Genomic DNA, 15,580 nt, shown 5'->3' on the forward strand with positions numbered 1-15,580 from the left:
CGGTGTGTGCGGTGCGCAGCCCGTGCTGTGTGCGGTGCGTGCGGTGCGGTGCACAGGCGTGCGGTGCGTGCGGTGCTGTGGGCGCGGGTCGCGTGGTGTGTGCGTCTGTCGTATGTCGCAAGCCCTTGCGTTCGCGCGAAGGACTCCAGCACATCACATTACGCACGCGGGCTGTCACTGTTCGTTGCGAATTGACCGGAAGTGGAATGAAGAGATCCGCTCGGTGAGTGTGCGCGGGATGTGCGCGGTGCGCGGGATGTGCGCGGTGCGCGGGTACGGGTGCGGCTGCGGGGTCGGCAGCGCAAGTGGGTGGGGTGAATGGGGTGTGCGAGCGGGCGGGCGGCGCGGGGTACGCGGGCGTGCGCTTCCTCGTCAGCCGAGGCGGACCGGCTTCTCCGGGCGTATGCCCGTTTCGATCAGCCATGCCCGCAGGGGTCTCGGATCGCCGTCCTCGACGAGGCGCAGGACGCGGGACGTCAGGTCGGTCGCGCGTTCGCCGTTGACCAGGAGTGACGGGCCGTCGAGCCAGTCGAGGCCGGGAGTGGCTCCGGCGTTGTCGATCGCGGCGCAGCACACCATCGCGGTGACGTGGTCGGCGAGCAGTTCCCGTCCGGTGCGGGGTGGCTGGAGGGGGAAGAGCGGCAGCATGCCGTCGTCCCACAGCGCGGTGTCGGGGCTGCCCTGTCCGGGAGCGGACGGCGCCGCGTCTCCCTGCGGGGAGGACGACGCCTCCTCCCGGGCCAGCTCGGCGCCGAGACCAGCGGCGAGGTCCGCACCGCGACCGCTCTCTCGATGCAGGTCGTCGTGGTCTCCGTGGTCTTCGCGGTCGTCGTGGTCTCCGTGGTCCTCGTATCCCCGGTGGCCTTCGTAGCCCTGGTGGCCTTCGTGCGCTTCTGGGGCTTCCTCGGCTTCTTGGGCTTCTTGGGCTTCTCGCGGTTCTTGGGCTTCTTGGGCTTCTTGGGTTACGAAGCCTTCGTGGCCGGCGGACACGGTGGTGCGGTCGTCGTTGGGGCTTTCGGGGTCGCGGTCGCCGGCGCTCCGGGCCTCGGCTTCGGTGTGCCCGGCCGGGGGACCGGCCTCGGTGGACGCGGTCCCGAGGGGCGGGGTCTCACGCGGCGCGGTCTCACGCGGCGCGGCCCGGGTGTCGTCCGGGGGGCTCGGGTCGGTGAGGTGGTCGATGATCCGGGCCAGGTTGGGGGCGGCGGGGGCCGGGGACGCGGGATCGGGGGAGCGGCGGACGCCGAGGGTGTCCAGGACGCGATGCAGGCGGGCCGCGTCCGTGCGCCACTTACGGTCGACGACCTCGTCGGGATACTCCTGCCAGTCCACCGGCGACCAGTTGGGACCCGACTCCGCCGGACCGCCGTGGAAGAGACGGGCGGCGAGCAGCGAGGTCGCCTCGTCCACCGCGCCGGGCTCTTCCAGCAGGTCGCAGGCGGGGCGCTCGCCGAGCCGGGAGGCGAAGCCCTCGGCAAGCCGGTCCCGGCGGGACAGCTCGGTCAGTGCCGCGACGACCCCCGCGTCCAGCCGGGAGGGCCAGCGGCCCATGCGCCAGGCCGGCAGCGCGACCTTGGTCAGCAGCCGGTCCCAGCCCGCGTACGCGAGTCCCACCTGCTCCTGGGCGACGATCCTCAGGCCGTAGTCCACAGCCTGTGCGCGCTCGGCCGCCGCGGCGGCGACCCCGCGCTCCATCTCGGCGGCATGGCCGCGGCAACTCCGCAGCAGCAGCCGGGCGACCCAGCCGACGGCCGCGAGCACCGCGCGGGTCACGGGGTTGCGGCGGGGCGCCGAGGTCACGGCCACCGCCGCGTCCAGACCGCGGACGAACCGGCGGGCGGCCGCTATGTCCGGGTGCGCCGAGGGTCCCGTACCGGCGACGACGGGCGCGAGGACCGCGCGCAGTTCGCCGACGCGCATCCACCACAGGAACGGGGAGCCGATGACCAGCACCGGAGCGGCGGTGGGCCGGCGGTGGGCGCCGCGGACACCCGCTATCTCGTCCGGGTTCTCCTGCGGAGGCGGGCCGTGGGCCCGGTGGGTGCGGTCCTCCAGCCAGCTGTCGCAGTCGGGGGTGAGCGCTATCGCGGAGGGGGCGGGAACGTCGAGCCGGTCGGCGAGGTCGCGCACCATCCGGTACAGGTCGGGCGCGGACTCCTCGGCGATCGGAACGGTCGGGCTGACGGCGGGCCGGGAGCGGGAGACGACCAGGGCGATACCGGCGGCGGCGAGCAGCACGAGCAGCGCCGCGCCGTTCACCGTCCAGCGGGCGGCGTCCCAGCCGGGGCCCACGAAGTGGTCCGCGGCACCTCCGGCCAGCAGCACCACGGCGACGGCCGCGGGCAGCAGGGCCACGGCCAGCGCCCGGCTGCGGACGCGCAACACCGCGAGCGCACGGAGCCGCGCGGCCTGCGCTCCCGCCTCCACACCCATACCGGTCACGACCGAACCCCGCCCCCTCTCGGCTGTCCTGGCTGTCTGGCTCTTCTGGCGTTGCTCACTCCCCCACTGTGGCACCCGCGACTGACATCGCAATGCCGGTGGGCCAAGTGCCGGAACGCTTGCGCCGCACCCTAGTTGGGGCCCCGGCCCCCGTCAGCCGGATGGGGCATCGGTCACTCGATGGAATGGCTCAGGGGAAAGGTGGATGACGGAGAGCAAGGATCAGGCCCCGCATCCTGAGACGGATGCGGGGCCTGTCGGGTTGGCCGGAGCCGGGATGTCGCCCGGTTATGTCACAGCGACGGAAAGGACGGCAGGAAAGGACGGCAGGAAGGGGAAGGGGAAGGGGAAGGGGAGGGTCAGAACGGGACGAGGCGTTACGCCTCCACCGCTCCCGCCTCTCCCGTCCCCCCTGCCACCTTCGCCGCGATGTCCGTACGGTGCTGGGAGCCGTCGAGACGGACGCGGCCGACGGCCCGGTACGCGCGCTCGCGGGCCTGGGAGAGGTCCTTGCCGGTCGCCGTGACGGACAGGACACGACCGCCCGCGCTCACGACGGCGTCGCCGTCCCGCCGGGTGCCCGCGTGCAGCACGTACGCGTGCGGGGCGTCCTGGGCGGCCACCTCGTCGAGGCCGGTGATCGGGTCGCCGGTGCGCGGGGTGGCGGGGTAGTTGTGCGAGGCGATGACCACGGTGACCGCCGCGTCCTCGCTCCAGCGCAGGGGTTCCAGGTAGCCGAGGTTGCTGGTGGCGGCGGCCATCAGGATGCCGGCGAGCGGGGTCTTCAGACGGGCGAGGACCACCTGGGTCTCGGGGTCGCCGAAGCGGGCGTTGAACTCGATGACCCGTACGCCGCGGGAGGTGATCGCGAGACCGGCGTAGAGCAGGCCGGAGAAGGGGGTGCCGCGGCGGCGCATCTCGTCGACGGTCGGCTGGAGGACGGTCTGCATGACCTCGTCCACCAGCTTCGGGTCGGCCCACGGCAGCGGGGAGTACGCGCCCATGCCTCCGGTGTTGGGGCCCTCGTCGCCGTCGAGCGCGCGCTTGAAGTCCTGGGCGGGCTGGAGCGGGAGGACCGTGTCGCCGTCGGTGATGGCGAAGAGGGAAACCTCGGGGCCGTCGAGGAACTCCTCGATGACCACGCGCTCACAGCCGGCCGCGTGTGCTTTGGCGGCCTCGATGTCGGCGGTGACGACGACGCCCTTGCCGGCCGCGAGCCCGTCGTCCTTGACGACGTACGGGGCGCCGAAGGCGTCGAGAGCCTCGGCGACCTCCTCGGCGGTCGTACACACGTACGAGCGGGCCGTGGGTACGTCGGCTGCCGCCATGACCTCCTTGGCGAAGGCCTTCGAGCCCTCGAGCTGCGCGGCCTCCCCGGAGGGGCCGAAGACGGGGATGCCCGCCTCCCGTACGGCGTCGGCGACCCCGGCGACGAGCGGCGCCTCCGGGCCTACGACGACCAGGTCGGCACCGAGTTCCACGGCCAGCGCGGAGACGGCCGCGCCGTCGAGTGCGTCGACCTGGTGCAGCTGGGCGACCTCGGCGATTCCGGCGTTGCCGGGGGCGCAGTGCAGCGCGGTGACGTCGGGGTCGAGGGACAGGGAACGGCACAGGGCGTGTTCGCGAGCGCCGTTGCCGATGACGAGGACCTTCACAGGGGCCAGCCTAACGGGGTTTTGTGCGGGGTTCCGAAGGGGTGGGGGTGGGCCGCTTGTGGGTTCCTCCAGGAGCGGGCCGGGGCCGGGCGGCCCTGGCGGGTCGCTACTCGTGGGAGAACTCCTCCACCACCGTCGCCCCCAGCTCCCGGACGATGAGTTGGTGCCCGGAGAGGGCGGACTCCTCGAGGTCGGGGTCGTCGTCCTCGGGGATGTCGTCCTCGGGGGAGACGGGGGGCGGCGGCTCGGGGGCGGAGGACCGGGTGGGCGCGGCAGTGCCTCCGCGGCCCGCCGGGGCCGCGGAGGTGAATGCACCGGCGGAGGGAGTGGTCCCGCCGGGGGCACCCCCCTGGGGGGACGCCGGACGCTGAGGGGCCGTACCGCCTCCACCACCGCCGGCGTGACCACCACCGCCGCCACCGCCACCCGCGCCGTAGCCGGGGCCGCCACCTCCGTTGAAGCCGGGGGATCCGCCGGGTGCCGGGGGTGCCGAGCCGCCGCCCGACGGGTCGACGATCGCCTCGACCTTCCACTGCACGTTGAACTGTTCGGCCAGCGCCTGGCGCAGCACGTCCTCGCTGCCACTGCTCAGGAAGTTGTCGCGGGCGCCGGCGTTGACGAAGCCGAGCTGGAGCGTCGTGCCGTCGAAGCCGGTCACCTGGGCGTTCTGGCTGAGCAGGATCCAGGTGAAGCGGCGCCGGTTCTTGACCGCTTCCAGGATGTTCGGCCAGAGCATCCTGGGGTCGGGGCCGCCGGCCGGGGGCGTGTACGCGGCCGGGGCCCCGGTGGCCGGTGTGGTCGGGGAGGGGGCGGGCGGTGTGGCCGCGGGGGCCGAGGCGGGTGGTGGGCTCGGTGCGGCCGAGGGGCGGGCGCCGCCGGCGGAGGCCGGGGTGGGCCAGCCGCCGGGACGGCGCGCACCGCCCGCGGGAGCCGCGGTGGGCCAGGCACCGGGGGCGGTGGGGGCGGGATGGGGCGCGGGAGGGGACGGCTGAGGCCGCTCGGACGGCTGGGGTTGCTCGGGCTGTCCGCCGCCGGGGTGGCCGGATGCCGGACCGCTGGGTGCGGCCGGGTTCGAGGGTCCCGCCGGGTTCGAGGGTCCCGCCGGGTTCGGTGGTGCGGCCTGTCCCGGTCCCGGTCCCGCGACGGCGGCCGGCCCGGCGTTCGCGACGGCGGCCTGGTCGGCGGCACCGGCGCCCGAGGCCGCGTGGGCCGGAGCGGCACCCTGGCCACCCGCGGGCGTCCCGTGCCCCACCGGCGCGGCGGCACCCGCCCCGGCCGGCATGCCACTGGCCACGCCACCACCGGCCGGCCCGCCCGAAGCCCGGACCGCGGCCCGAACGGCGGCGGGACCGGTGCCCTGGGGGACGACCGGCGCGCCCGGTGTGTCCAGCGCGCCCGTGCCGGCACCCGCGCCCACTCCCCCATGGGCCTCCGGGCCCGGCACGTACCCCATCGCCGGGGCACCGCCGCCCGCCGAGAAGTGGACGCCCCGCTCGATGCGGTCGAGGCGGGCCATGACCGACCGCTCGTCGCCGTACGCGGCGGGCAGCAGCACGCGCGCGCAGATGAGCTCCAGCTGGAGGCGGGGCGAGTTGGCGCCCCGCATGTCGGTGAGCCCCTGGTTGACGAGGTCGGCGGCGCGGCTCAGCTCGGCGGCGCCGAAGGTGCCGGCCTGGGCCTGCATCCGCTCGATGACGTCGGCGGGGGCGTCGATCAGCCCCTTCTCGGCGGCGTCCGGCACGGCGGCGAGGATCACCAGGTCCCGCAGCCGCTCCAGCAGGTCGGCGACGAACCGCCGGGGGTCGTTGCCGCCCTCGATGATCCGGTCGACCACCTCGAAGGCGGCGGCGCCGTCACCGGTGGCGAAGGCCTCGACGACGGAGTCGAGGAGCGAGCCGTCGGTGTACCCGAGCAGGGAGGTCGCCATGGCGTATGTCACACCGTCCTCCCGCGCGCTGGCCAGCAGCTGGTCCATGACGGACATGGAGTCACGCACGGAGCCCGCGCCCGCGCGCACCACCAGCGGCAGTACGCCCTCCGCGACGGGGATGTTCTCGCGCCCGCAGACCTCGGCGAGGTAGTCGCGCAGGGTCCCGGGCGGCACCAGCCGGAAGGGGTAGTGGTGCGTCCGCGACCGGATGGTCCCGATGACCTTCTCGGGCTCGGTGGTCGCGAAGATGAACTTCAGATGCTCCGGCGGCTCCTCGACGACCTTCAGCAGCGCGTTGAATCCGGCCGACGTGACCATGTGGGCCTCGTCGATGATGTAGATCTTGTACCGGCTGCCCGCAGGCCCGAAGAACGCCTTTTCCCGCAGGTCACGGGCGTCGTCCACACCACCGTGCGAAGCGGCGTCGATCTCGATGACGTCGATGGATCCCGGCCCGTTCCGCGCCAGGTCCCGGCAGGACTGGCAGTCCCCGCACGGCGTCGGCGTGGGCCCCTGCTCGCAGTTCAGACACCGCGCCAGGATCCGCGCGCTGGTCGTCTTCCCGCATCCGCGCGGACCGCTGAACAGGTAGGCGTGGTTGACCCGGTTGTTCCGCAGCGCCTGCTGCAGCGGGTCAGTGACATGCTCCTGTCCGATGACCTCGGCGAACGACTCCGGGCGATAGCGGCGGTACAACGCGAGAGACGACACGCCTACGAGGTTATAGGCGCCCACTGACAACCAGCCCCGCCCGAACCCGCCGGGAACGCGAGCGCCCCCCACGCACCCGCCAGAGCCGACCTACCCTTGCTGCCTTCCGGCCCTGGGGGAGTTCAGTCAGATAGCGCCGCGTGAGGGGCTGCGCCAAGGCTACAGGATCTGAGCGGGGGGAACGAGTTCGCGAGCACTCCTCAACGTCTTGTATTGTTTGCCGCGGAGGATTCGCCTAGTGGCCTAGGGCGCACGCTTGGAAAGCGTGTTGGGGGCAACCCCTCACGAGTTCGAATCTCGTATCCTCCGCCAGTGCCTCACCGGGCACTACGTCGAAGGGCCCCACCGCTTGCGGTGGGGCCCTTCGACGGTTTCGCCGGGCTCTGCACGGACACCCTTTCCCGTCTCCACAGCGTCATGAGCGTGCCCGAGTGGGACGAGGACGGTGTCGGTGGGCCCCTTCGGCTGACGGGCGCGGCACGGATCCGGTGGCGTGCGCCCGTCTCACCGCTTCCTCAGGCCCAGCTGGTCGAGGGGGTTGTCGGGGTCGGGCGGGATGTCTTCGTGGGGGACGGCTTCGGGGGCGTCCCGGACGGGTCGCAGCGACAGGTACGTCACGCCGCTGACGAGGTCACCGTCCCTGGGGCCGCCCAGCGTGGTGTACCTCTCCTCCATCGGCAGGGCGGTCTTCGGGTCGATGACGACCCGGCTGCGGATGTCCTCGCCGTCGTACTCGATCGCCACCCCGGATCGTCCGGCACTGTCGTGCACCGGACCGACGAGGCGGAGATACGGCGGCCCGGCGAGCACGAAGGCCGCCGGGTCGCGGGCCGAGCGGGCCAACAGGTCGCTGTCGTCCGGCGCGTCGGCACCGTCCGGTGCCGGTGGTCGTTCCGGTTCCTCTCTCATGAGACCCCTTCCGTGACCGAACAGCACGGTCACACCCTCTACTTGTGCGCCGGAGGCACGAGCGTTCGCGGCGGGGGCGGAGGAGGGTGGGGCCTTCCGGGCGGGTCGCGGTCGGGGCAGCGGATGATGGCGGGCATGCGTATCCGTATCGAGGCCTTCGACCTGCCCGGGCTCACCCGTCCGGCCACCGCCGACGGTGCCGCCCCCGCTCCCGGCGACCTCCATGTCGCCGTGCAGCGCCGCGACCGTCCTGCCGAGGTTCTCGGGCCGCAACGGGGTGACGCCACGTCCGCGACCTGGACCCTGGAGTGCGCGGCGGTCGCCTCGGCGACCGGTGTCGAGGTGACGGGCCCCTATGTGCAGCACCGGCTGGGGCACCGGTTCGTCTACCTGTCGTGGGGCACGGTCGACGAGTCGGGCCGGTTCGCCATGTTCCGCCGCGCCAAGCTGATGCTCGACGCCGTCCCCGCCGACGTGCTCGACGCCGCCGTACGCGAGGGTCTGCTGGTCGCCCGCTTCGGACTGACCGACGAGCACGGCGGGCCCCTGTGCGCGCGGATCACGCCCCCGCACGTCGTCTGGACCGCCGGATCCGCCGCCTAGGCGAACAAGGGGACGAGCCGCCGGACCGGACCGGTACGTTTCCGGCGTTCGTGGGGCCGGGGCGACGCGGGTACCTGCGTGTTTCGGCCGGTGGGGCGGATGGGGGCACCTCCCGCGCCTTGAGGCGGCGGAGGAGCGTGCCGGGCGTCGCGACGGGACCGGCGTCGCCTGTCGCGGCACTGGCCGGACCCACCGTGCGGGGGTGCCGCGCTCCCGCACGGCTGCGGCCACTGGCCGGACCTCGCCGGGACGGCCCGGGGACGGAGCCCGGTGACCGAAAAAGGCGGACAGGTGCGCTTTTCCGGGTACTCCCCGTACAGGCCCGGTTCCCGGGTGCGCCCCGGGCGGGCCGAGCGGCCGTGCCGCATCGCCGCGGTCACCGGGCGGGCCCCTCAGTGGTACGGGCCGGCGCCGGCAAGTACCGTCGCCCGACCGGCACCTTGTCGGCAGGCGTTGACCCGGAAAGGACCGACCACGTGATCATCTTTGGCACCAAGGGGTACCTGTACCAGCTCGCGATACTGACGTTGGTGTGCGGGCAGTGCGGGAATCCCTCCGCCCACACCCTCCGGAAGCGGGTCACGAAGTTCACGCTGTTCTTTGTGCCGCTGTTCCCGTTCTCGACGAAGTACGCGACGCAGTGCACCTTCTGCGGCGCGGAGCAGAAGATCACCAAGGAGCAGGCCGAGCAGCTGCTGGCGCAGGGTTCGGACGGACCCGGTGCCCCGTCGCACGGGCAGCCGCAGCAGCAGCCGTACCAGTCCTGAGGACCGCGGTCCGCCCGCGTGACCCGCGCACCCCGCGGGGCCTCCGGAAGCCGCGGGGCGTCCCTTCCCGAGGGCCGGGTAACCGCTGACCCATGACCAACGTCCTTGTGGGCACGTGCTCCTGGACCGACCGGGCCCTGGTCGGCAGCGGCTGGTATCCGCCCGGGCGGCGGGACGCCGAGGGGCGGCTGCGCTACTACGCCGAGCACTTCCCGGTGGTGGAGGTCGACGCGAGCTACTACGCGCTGCCCGGCGAGCGGAACAGCCGGCTGTGGGTCGAGCGGACGCCGGAGGGGTTCGTGTTCGACGTGAAGGCCTTCTCGCTGCTCACCGGGCATCCGACCCGGGCCGCGGTGATGCCGGACGGCCTGCCCGCCGACGCCGGGGACCCGGCGGTGCTCGACGCGGTGTGGAAGCGGTTCACCGCCGGGATCGAGCCGCTCAGGGCAGCCGGCCGGCTCGGCACCGTGCTCTTCCAGTTCCCGCCGTGGTTCCGGCCGGGCGCGCGGTCCCGGGCGTTCCTGGAGGAGTGCGCGGCACGGACGGCCGGATGGCCGGTGGCCGTGGAGTTCCGGGATCCGCGGTGGTGGCGGGACGAACCGGAGGAGACCGGCGCCCTCCTCGCCCGGCACGGTTTCACGGCCGTCGCCGTCGACATGTCACCGGAGCTGCCCTCCTCCATCCCGCCCGTCACCCCGGTCACCACACCGCACCTGTCGGTCGTGCGGTTCCACGGCCGCAGCGCCGCCTGGGGAACCGGCAGCAAGGAGGACCGCTTCCGCCACGCCTACTCCGCCGCCGAACTGGAGGAGTGGGCGCCCCGCTTACGCGCCCTCGGCGAGCGAGTGGACGAGCTGCACGTCCTGTTCAACAACTGCTGCGCCGACTCCGCCGTACGGGCCGCCGGGACCATGTCCCGCCTGCTCACGCCATCGGACCCGTCCTAGCCGATCCGTATCGTCGCCGACTCGCTGACCTGGTCGATCTCCGAGACGCGGACCGTCACCTTCATCCTCCAGTCGCCGGGCAGGGGGAGGTCGAGCGCGTCCGCGGCCCAGTAGCCGCCCCGGTCGGTGAGTTCGGCGTCGACGGGGCCGACGTCCTGCGCGGGGAGCGTGAAGGAGAGACGGAGTTCGGGGACCGTGGACAGGCCGCCGTCGGGGCCGTAGACCACGGCCTCGACCCCGTACTGGCCGGCGGCGCCCGGGACGAGGGTGACCTGCACCTTGCCCTGGCCGCCGGGCGTGCCGACGTCGAAGGGGACCATGGTGACGGACGTGGTCTGCAACCCGCCCGACTGGGCCGTGCGGGCCGACCGCTCCGCCTCGGCGGCCGCGCGGCCGGGCAGGGTGCCGGCGAGCACCGTGGAGATCACCAGCACGACGACACCGACGGCCACCTCGACCAGCACCGAGCGGCGCAGCCGCCGACGCCGGGGGTCCACGGCGAGCGGCTCACCGGGACGGGGTGCCGCGGCCACGGGCCGTTTCCCGGCCGGGCCGCCTTCGGACGGCTCGCCTGCGGACGGGCCGCCCCCGGGCGGCTCATCCGCGGACGTGTCGTCACCGGTCCGGTCTTCCCCGGCCGGGCCTGCGCCGGGTCCCCCGTCCCCCCGCCGGCCTGCGCGGGACGCCCCGTCGGCCGACGGCGCACGCACGAGCGCCGCTTCCTCCTCCGCGCCCTCCCTGTCCGGACGGTCCCCGGGCAGCCCGTCCCCGCCCGGCCCCGACGGCCCTCCGACCCGCTGCGGCACCCGCTCCCGTACGACCGCCTCGGACTGGACCTCCGCCGCCACGACCCCTTCGGCCACCGGACCCGCGACCGCCGGCGCAGGCCCAGGTACCGCCACCGGCCCCGCCGGTCCCGCCATCCGTGCCGTCCACCGCCGCGACACCCGTGCCGCCGTCAACAGCAGCACCACGGCCACCAGTTTGACGGTCAGGAGACGGCCGTACGGGGTGTCGGTGAGCGCGTTCCCGGAGCCGAGGCCGCGCCAGGCCTGGTAGACGCCGGTGACGACGAGGGTGGTCACGCAGGCGAAGGCGAGCCGGGAGAAGCGGTCGACCGTGCGGGCCGGGACCTCCGGCGAGCGGTACAGCGTGATGAGCAGGGCCGCGAGACCGCCCAGCCACACCGCCATCGCCAGCACGTGCAGCACGGCCGACGTGATCGCCACCGGCACCTGGATCCCGGCGGACGCGTGGTCGGCGGCCCCCCAGGTCAGCGCCAGGGCCACGCCGAGCGCGGCGCCCGCGCCGAGCCGGGCGCGGGACCAGGACTCCCGCCTCCCCAGGCGTACGAGGAAGAAGGCCACCAGCGGCAGCAGGGCGAGGCGGACCAGCAGGACGACGCCCGGGCGGGTCGTCAGCGTGCGTTCGAAGGCCGAGGCGTCGAAGGCCGCCGCCGGGCCGGTGCCCGACTCGTAGGGGGCGCGCAGCACCAGCAGGGCGACCGTGGCCCCGAGCAGGGTCCAGAAGCCCGTCCACAGGGGGCGGCGCAGCAGCCCCGGGTCCTGCGGACGGCACACCGTGACGAAGACGGCCGTGCCGAGGAGCAGGGCGACGGCGAGGTACGCGAGATAGCGGGCGATCTTGTGGAGGGCGGCGGTGGCCGGGTCCTCGGCCGTCCCGGTGTCCACGGCGGGCGGGATCGGGGAGGGCTTGCCGACGGAGAAGGTGAAGGCGCCGGAGACCGGGTGGCTGTCGGCGGACACGACCCGGAAGGCCACCACGTAGGTGCCCTCGGCGAGCTTCGGGGGCAGGGTCGCCCGGACCGTGTCGGCGCCGTCCGGCGCGTGCCGGGCGTCGCCGATGTCCAGCCGCCGGTTGTCGGGGCCGAGGACGCGGAGCGAGTCGTCGAGCAGGCCGACGGACTCGGTGAAGGTCAGGGTGAGCTGACGGGGGGCGGACTTGAGGACGGTTCCGTCGCCGGGGTCGGCGGTGCGCAGGGCGGCGTGGGCCGACGCGGTGCCCGCGCCGCCGATGAGGAGCAGGACCAGCACGGTGCCCAGCAGCACCAGCCTGTGAAGTGGCCGGTGTCGTCGCCCGGTCCTGAGGTCACCGTAACGCTCCACGTCGAGTCTCCGTCTGTGCACGTGCCGCCGTCCGGATAGGTACGGACGCGAGGGCTGGTGTGCTCACCGCGCGCCCTGCTCGGCGCAGCGCGGCGCGATGCCCCGCCCATCGCCGCCGCCCGCGCCGGTGACCAGGGCGACCTGTCCGCCGGGGAGCCTCAGGGACGGCACAGTCCGGCGATCCGGTCCGCCTGTGCCGGATGACGCGCCGCCAGGTCCGCCGCGTCCCCGTGCTCGTAGTCCGCGTAGGTGAACCCGGGCGCCATCGTGCAGCCGAAGAAGGTCCACGCGCCGCCCGGCGCCACCCGGCCGCCCATCCAGGTGCCGGCGGGGACGGTCAGCTGGGGGTGCTGGCCGCCGAGGACGTCCGGGCCCAGGACGGCGGTACGGGACGTGCCGTCCGGGGCGAGGAGCAGCAGGTCCAGCGGATCGCCGAGGTAGAAGTGCCAGATCTCGTCGTGCGGCAGGCGGTGCAGGGCCGAGAAGTCGTCCGAGGTCAGCAGGGCGACGATCGCGGTTCCCCGAGGGCGGCCGTCCGGCCCCTCCGGTCCCGCCCAGGTGCGGCGGAACAGCCCGCCTTCGCGGGGGATGGGCTCCAGGCCGTAGTGGGCGACGAGGTCGTCTGGGGTCACGCCGGGAAGGCTACCTCCCGGTCGAGGAAGGCGAGTCGGGCGTGCTTCTCGGGCAGGTACACGTCCGGCAGGTCGATCTCCGGCAGGACGACGACCGGGCCCGGCGTGAAGCCCTGCCTCAGGAACCGGGCGACGGCCCTCTCGTTGCGCACGTCCGGGTCGACCACGATCCGGCCGCGGTCCAGGCCCAGCAGCACGTACGACGTGACGGCGGACAGCAGCGCCGCCGACCAGCCGGGGCGGGCGCCGGTCCGTCCCGCGGGGGCCAGCAGCAGGTGGACGCCGATGTCGCCGGGCCGTACCGGGTAGCACTCGCCGACCCGGTCGGCCGCCGGCTCGTAGGTCTGCAGGAGGGCGGCCGGTTCGTCGTCCTTCAGCACCAGGTAGGCGTGGTGCGTGTCGAGGGTGGCCAGGTGCGCGTAGGTCTCGGCCACCTGGTCCTTCGTCAGGCCGTTCATGCCCCAGAAGGACGCCCGCTCCTCGCTCACCCACGCGTGCACGGTCCCGGCGTCGGCGTGCGCGTCGAGGGGCAGCACGCGGACGGTGCCGAAGCCGTCCACGGTCTGCTCGTGGACGGGTTCGCGGGTGGGGGCGTACGTGTCAGACATCGGTTTCCTTGTCGAGCCGGTCCCAGTCGGTGACGACCGGGACGAGATCCCCCTCGAGCCACAAGGGGAGCTGGTCGCGGTGATGGGCCGAGCCGGGCACGCCGGACGCGCCGAGGGGCACCACCCACAGGCTGTCCTCCCGGCGGGCCAGGTCCCATACGTAGCGGGCGGCCGGGCCGCGCGCGCTGCGGTCCGTCCAGCCGGGCACGGCGGAGGTGCACAGCACGCAGTCGTGGTCCCCGGACAGGCCGGGCTCCTCCCGGTCCCCGGGTTCGTCGAAGGGCGTGCCGGTGAACGCCCGCCAGGGAGCGAGGCGGTGGGTGTCGCCCCAACGCGCGGCCGGCCGCTCGGCGGCCACCTCCTCGACGGCCGCGCGCACCGCCTCCGCCCGGTCGATCCCGTACAGCTCGTCGGCGCGCAGCAGGTGTTCGAGGGCGAAGCCGATACGCGGGACGAGGTGGAGCCAGGGCAGGAAGACGTCCGGGTAGGCGGGCGGGGCGGTCAGCGCGGCGAACACCGGGTGCGCCGCGAGCCGCCGTACGACGGCACCGCGCACCGCCGCGTACAGCGCCGCGTCCGTGCTGCCGGCGTCCATGTGGCGGTCCCAGCGCAGCAGGGTGTCCCGGACCCGGGCGGCCTCGGGGGTCAGCCCGTCCAGTGCCGCCAGCCGGTCCAGCAGCGCCGCGGCGGAGCCCAGCCGGGTGTCCATGTGGATCACCGGCAGGTCGGCGGGCGACCAGCGGTCCTTCTCCCCCAGCAGGGCGGTGATGCGGTCGGCGCGGTGCGGCGGGGCGAACTCGACGCCGAGCGGGGTGGCGGGGCCGCGCTGGTTGGCCATCACGGCGATGCCGTCGGTGAGCCCGGCGCGGGGCATGTCGTGCCAGCCCGCCCAGTCGTGGCCGGGTTCCCAGGCGGGCACCGGCCGGACGCGGTTGGCGTCGGAGCGCAGCGGCACCCGGCCCGCGACCCGGTGCAGCAGACCGCCCTCGGTGTCGGCGGCCTGGACGACGTTCACGGGTTCGGCCCACACGTCGAAGGCACGGTCCACGTCGGCGACCCGGCGGGCCCGCAGCAGCGGGAGGAGGGCGCTGAAACCGAGATCCTCGGTGACGCGGGGCGGGTGGCGGAGGCTGACGGCGACCGGCGGCGTGACCGTGTTGTCCAAGAGACCGTCGCCAAGAAGACCGTTGTCCAAGAGGCCGTCGTCCAAGAGACCGTCGCCCGGGCAACCGTCGTCCAGGACGCCGTCGTCCGGGCCCTCCGGGATTCCCTCGGGCCCGCCGATGATCACCGGCCCCCGCTCGGTCTCGATCACCTCGACCTCGACCGGCTCCTCGCCCGCCACCGCCACGGTCTCGGTGTGCCGGACGGCCCGGCGCCAGACCCCGTCCGGGCCGAGCGCCTCGACACCGGCGCCGGTGCGCCGCAGCCGCTCCCGGTAGAGGTCCTGGTAGTCGGCCATCGCGTTGGTGATGGCCCAGGCGACCGTGCCGGTGTGGCCGAAGTGGGCGATGCCGGGGACGCCCGGGACGGCGAGGCCGACCACGTCGAACTCGGGGCAGGACAGGTGGATCTGCTGGTAGACGCCGGGGTCCTCGATGAAGCGGTGCGGGTCGCCCGCGATGACGGCGTGCCCGGTCGTGGTCCGCTCCGCGCTCACCAGCCAGCCGTTGCTGCCGGAGGTGCCGGGCCCGTCGGTGGCGAAGAGGTGGACGGCGTCGGGGCCGAGGTGCCGGACGACCTGCTCGCGCCAGAGCTTGGCCGGGAAGCCGGCGAAGAGGATGTGGGTGGCCAGCCAGACGCCGAGCGGGGTCCAGGGCTGCCAGCGGCCGGGGACGAGGCCGGCCCGGGCGAACTCCGGGGCGGCCGTGTCCGGCAGTCCCTCGTTGACGCCGTCGACGTAGGCCCGGACCCAGTCGGCCGTCTCCGGGTCCTGTCTCTCCAGGGCGGTGAAGCAGCGTCTGGCCGTGTCGTCGAGGCGGGCCCGTCTGGCGAACCTGTCCCAGGCGAGGGCCCCGGGGCCGAGGAAGGCGGCCGAGGTGCCCTGTGCGCGGTGCCGTTCGACCTCCAGCTGCCAGGCCCGGTCGCGGGCGGTCACCCGGCCCTGGGCACGGGCGAGTTCTCGCGCGCTGCCCGCGCGGAGGTGGGGTATCCCCCAGGCGTCGCGGTAGAACTCGGTGATCACCCTGTGCCCCTTGTCACTTTTAGGTTAGCCTTGCCTAACTACTCTGGGAAATCGTACGCGAAGGGTGA

General features: G+C 74.2%; 11 protein-coding genes, 1 tRNA gene and 1 other RNA gene. 4 read left to right on the forward strand and 9 right to left on the reverse strand.

Features of this window, described 5'->3' with window-relative positions:
• Positions 1-372 precede the first annotated feature (372 nt).
• The 4 genes from QQS16_RS20860 to ffs form a co-directional block, all read right to left on the reverse strand.
• The gene (locus QQS16_RS20860) at positions 373-2,439 is read right to left on the reverse strand and encodes a M48 family metalloprotease (RefSeq protein WP_286063349.1); all 2,067 of its coding nucleotides are present in this window, start codon (positions 2,437-2,439) and stop codon (positions 373-375) included.
• A gap of 377 nt (positions 2,440-2,816) precedes the next feature.
• Positions 2,817-4,094, reverse strand: a complete 1,278-nt coding sequence (gene purD / locus QQS16_RS20865; RefSeq protein ID WP_286063350.1) for a phosphoribosylamine--glycine ligase — start codon at positions 4,092-4,094, stop codon at positions 2,817-2,819.
• 106 nt (positions 4,095-4,200) lie between these two features.
• Positions 4,201-6,735 (reverse strand): DNA polymerase III subunit gamma and tau, encoded by a 2,535-nt coding sequence (locus QQS16_RS20870; RefSeq protein ID WP_286063351.1) that lies wholly within the window; start codon positions 6,733-6,735, stop codon positions 4,201-4,203.
• 54 nt (positions 6,736-6,789) lie between these two features.
• An RNA gene (gene ffs / locus QQS16_RS20875) (signal recognition particle sRNA small type) lies at positions 6,790-6,888 on the reverse strand.
• Between the two features lie 71 nt (positions 6,889-6,959).
• On the opposite strand from ffs, the gene QQS16_RS20880 reads away from it, so the two are divergent.
• Positions 6,960-7,047 (forward strand) — tRNA-Ser (locus tag QQS16_RS20880).
• Between the two features lie 192 nt (positions 7,048-7,239).
• On the opposite strand, the gene QQS16_RS20885 is transcribed toward QQS16_RS20880, so the two are convergent.
• Positions 7,240-7,644, reverse strand: a complete 405-nt coding sequence (locus QQS16_RS20885) for a hypothetical protein (protein ID WP_286063352.1) — start codon at positions 7,642-7,644, stop codon at positions 7,240-7,242.
• Between the two features lie 135 nt (positions 7,645-7,779).
• On the opposite strand from QQS16_RS20885, the gene QQS16_RS20890 reads away from it, so the two are divergent.
• The 3 genes from QQS16_RS20890 (at position 7,780) to QQS16_RS20900 (ending at position 9,961) form a co-directional block, all read left to right on the forward strand.
• Positions 7,780-8,247, forward strand: a complete 468-nt coding sequence (locus QQS16_RS20890; protein ID WP_286063353.1) for a DUF5990 family protein — start codon at positions 7,780-7,782, stop codon at positions 8,245-8,247.
• Between the two features lie 476 nt (positions 8,248-8,723).
• Positions 8,724-9,014, forward strand: coding sequence for a zinc-ribbon domain-containing protein (locus QQS16_RS20895; RefSeq protein ID WP_286063354.1), 291 nt, complete (start codon positions 8,724-8,726; stop codon positions 9,012-9,014).
• Between the two features lie 92 nt (positions 9,015-9,106).
• Positions 9,107-9,961: a DUF72 domain-containing protein gene (locus QQS16_RS20900; RefSeq protein WP_286063355.1), complete on the forward strand. Its 855-nt coding sequence runs from the start codon at positions 9,107-9,109 to the stop codon at positions 9,959-9,961.
• Here the strand turns inward: QQS16_RS20900 and QQS16_RS20905 are convergent.
• From QQS16_RS20905 to QQS16_RS20920, 4 genes are all read right to left on the reverse strand, one after another.
• Positions 9,958-12,087, reverse strand: coding sequence for a copper resistance CopC/CopD family protein (locus QQS16_RS20905; protein WP_502963817.1), 2,130 nt, complete (start codon positions 12,085-12,087; stop codon positions 9,958-9,960). The two genes, QQS16_RS20900 and QQS16_RS20905, sit on opposite strands and share 4 nt — an antisense overlap.
• A 158-nt stretch (positions 12,088-12,245) precedes the next feature.
• A complete protein-coding gene (locus tag QQS16_RS20910; RefSeq protein ID WP_286063356.1) occupies positions 12,246-12,719 on the reverse strand; it encodes a cupin domain-containing protein in 474 nt (157 codons plus the stop codon).
• The gene (locus QQS16_RS20915; RefSeq protein WP_286063357.1) at positions 12,716-13,327 is read right to left on the reverse strand and encodes a GNAT family N-acetyltransferase; all 612 of its coding nucleotides are present in this window, start codon (positions 13,325-13,327) and stop codon (positions 12,716-12,718) included. The genes QQS16_RS20910 and QQS16_RS20915 overlap by 4 nt, the downstream gene beginning before the upstream one ends.
• Positions 13,320-15,512, reverse strand: coding sequence for a penicillin acylase family protein (locus QQS16_RS20920; protein ID WP_286063358.1), 2,193 nt, complete (start codon positions 15,510-15,512; stop codon positions 13,320-13,322). The genes QQS16_RS20915 and QQS16_RS20920 overlap by 8 nt, the downstream gene beginning before the upstream one ends.
• Positions 15,513-15,580: the final 68 nt, after the last annotated feature.

It is taken from the genome of Streptomyces sp. ALI-76-A (genome assembly GCF_030287445.1).
In the GTDB taxonomy this organism is placed as follows: Bacteria; Actinomycetota; Actinomycetes; order Streptomycetales; family Streptomycetaceae; genus Streptomyces.

Bases quoted from the DNA above. Each gene is read 5' to 3' on its own strand.
- QQS16_RS20915 (WP_286063357.1), bottom strand. From the start codon at position 13,327: ATGTCTGACACGTACGCCCCCACCCGCGAACCCGTCCACGAGCAGACC.
- QQS16_RS20885 (WP_286063352.1), bottom strand. From the start codon at position 7,644: ATGAGAGAGGAACCGGAACGACCACCGGCACCGGACGGTGCCGACGCG.
- QQS16_RS20890 (WP_286063353.1), top strand. From the start codon at position 7,780: ATGCGTATCCGTATCGAGGCCTTCGACCTGCCCGGGCTCACCCGTCCG.
- QQS16_RS20900 (WP_286063355.1), top strand. From the start codon at position 9,107: ATGACCAACGTCCTTGTGGGCACGTGCTCCTGGACCGACCGGGCCCTG.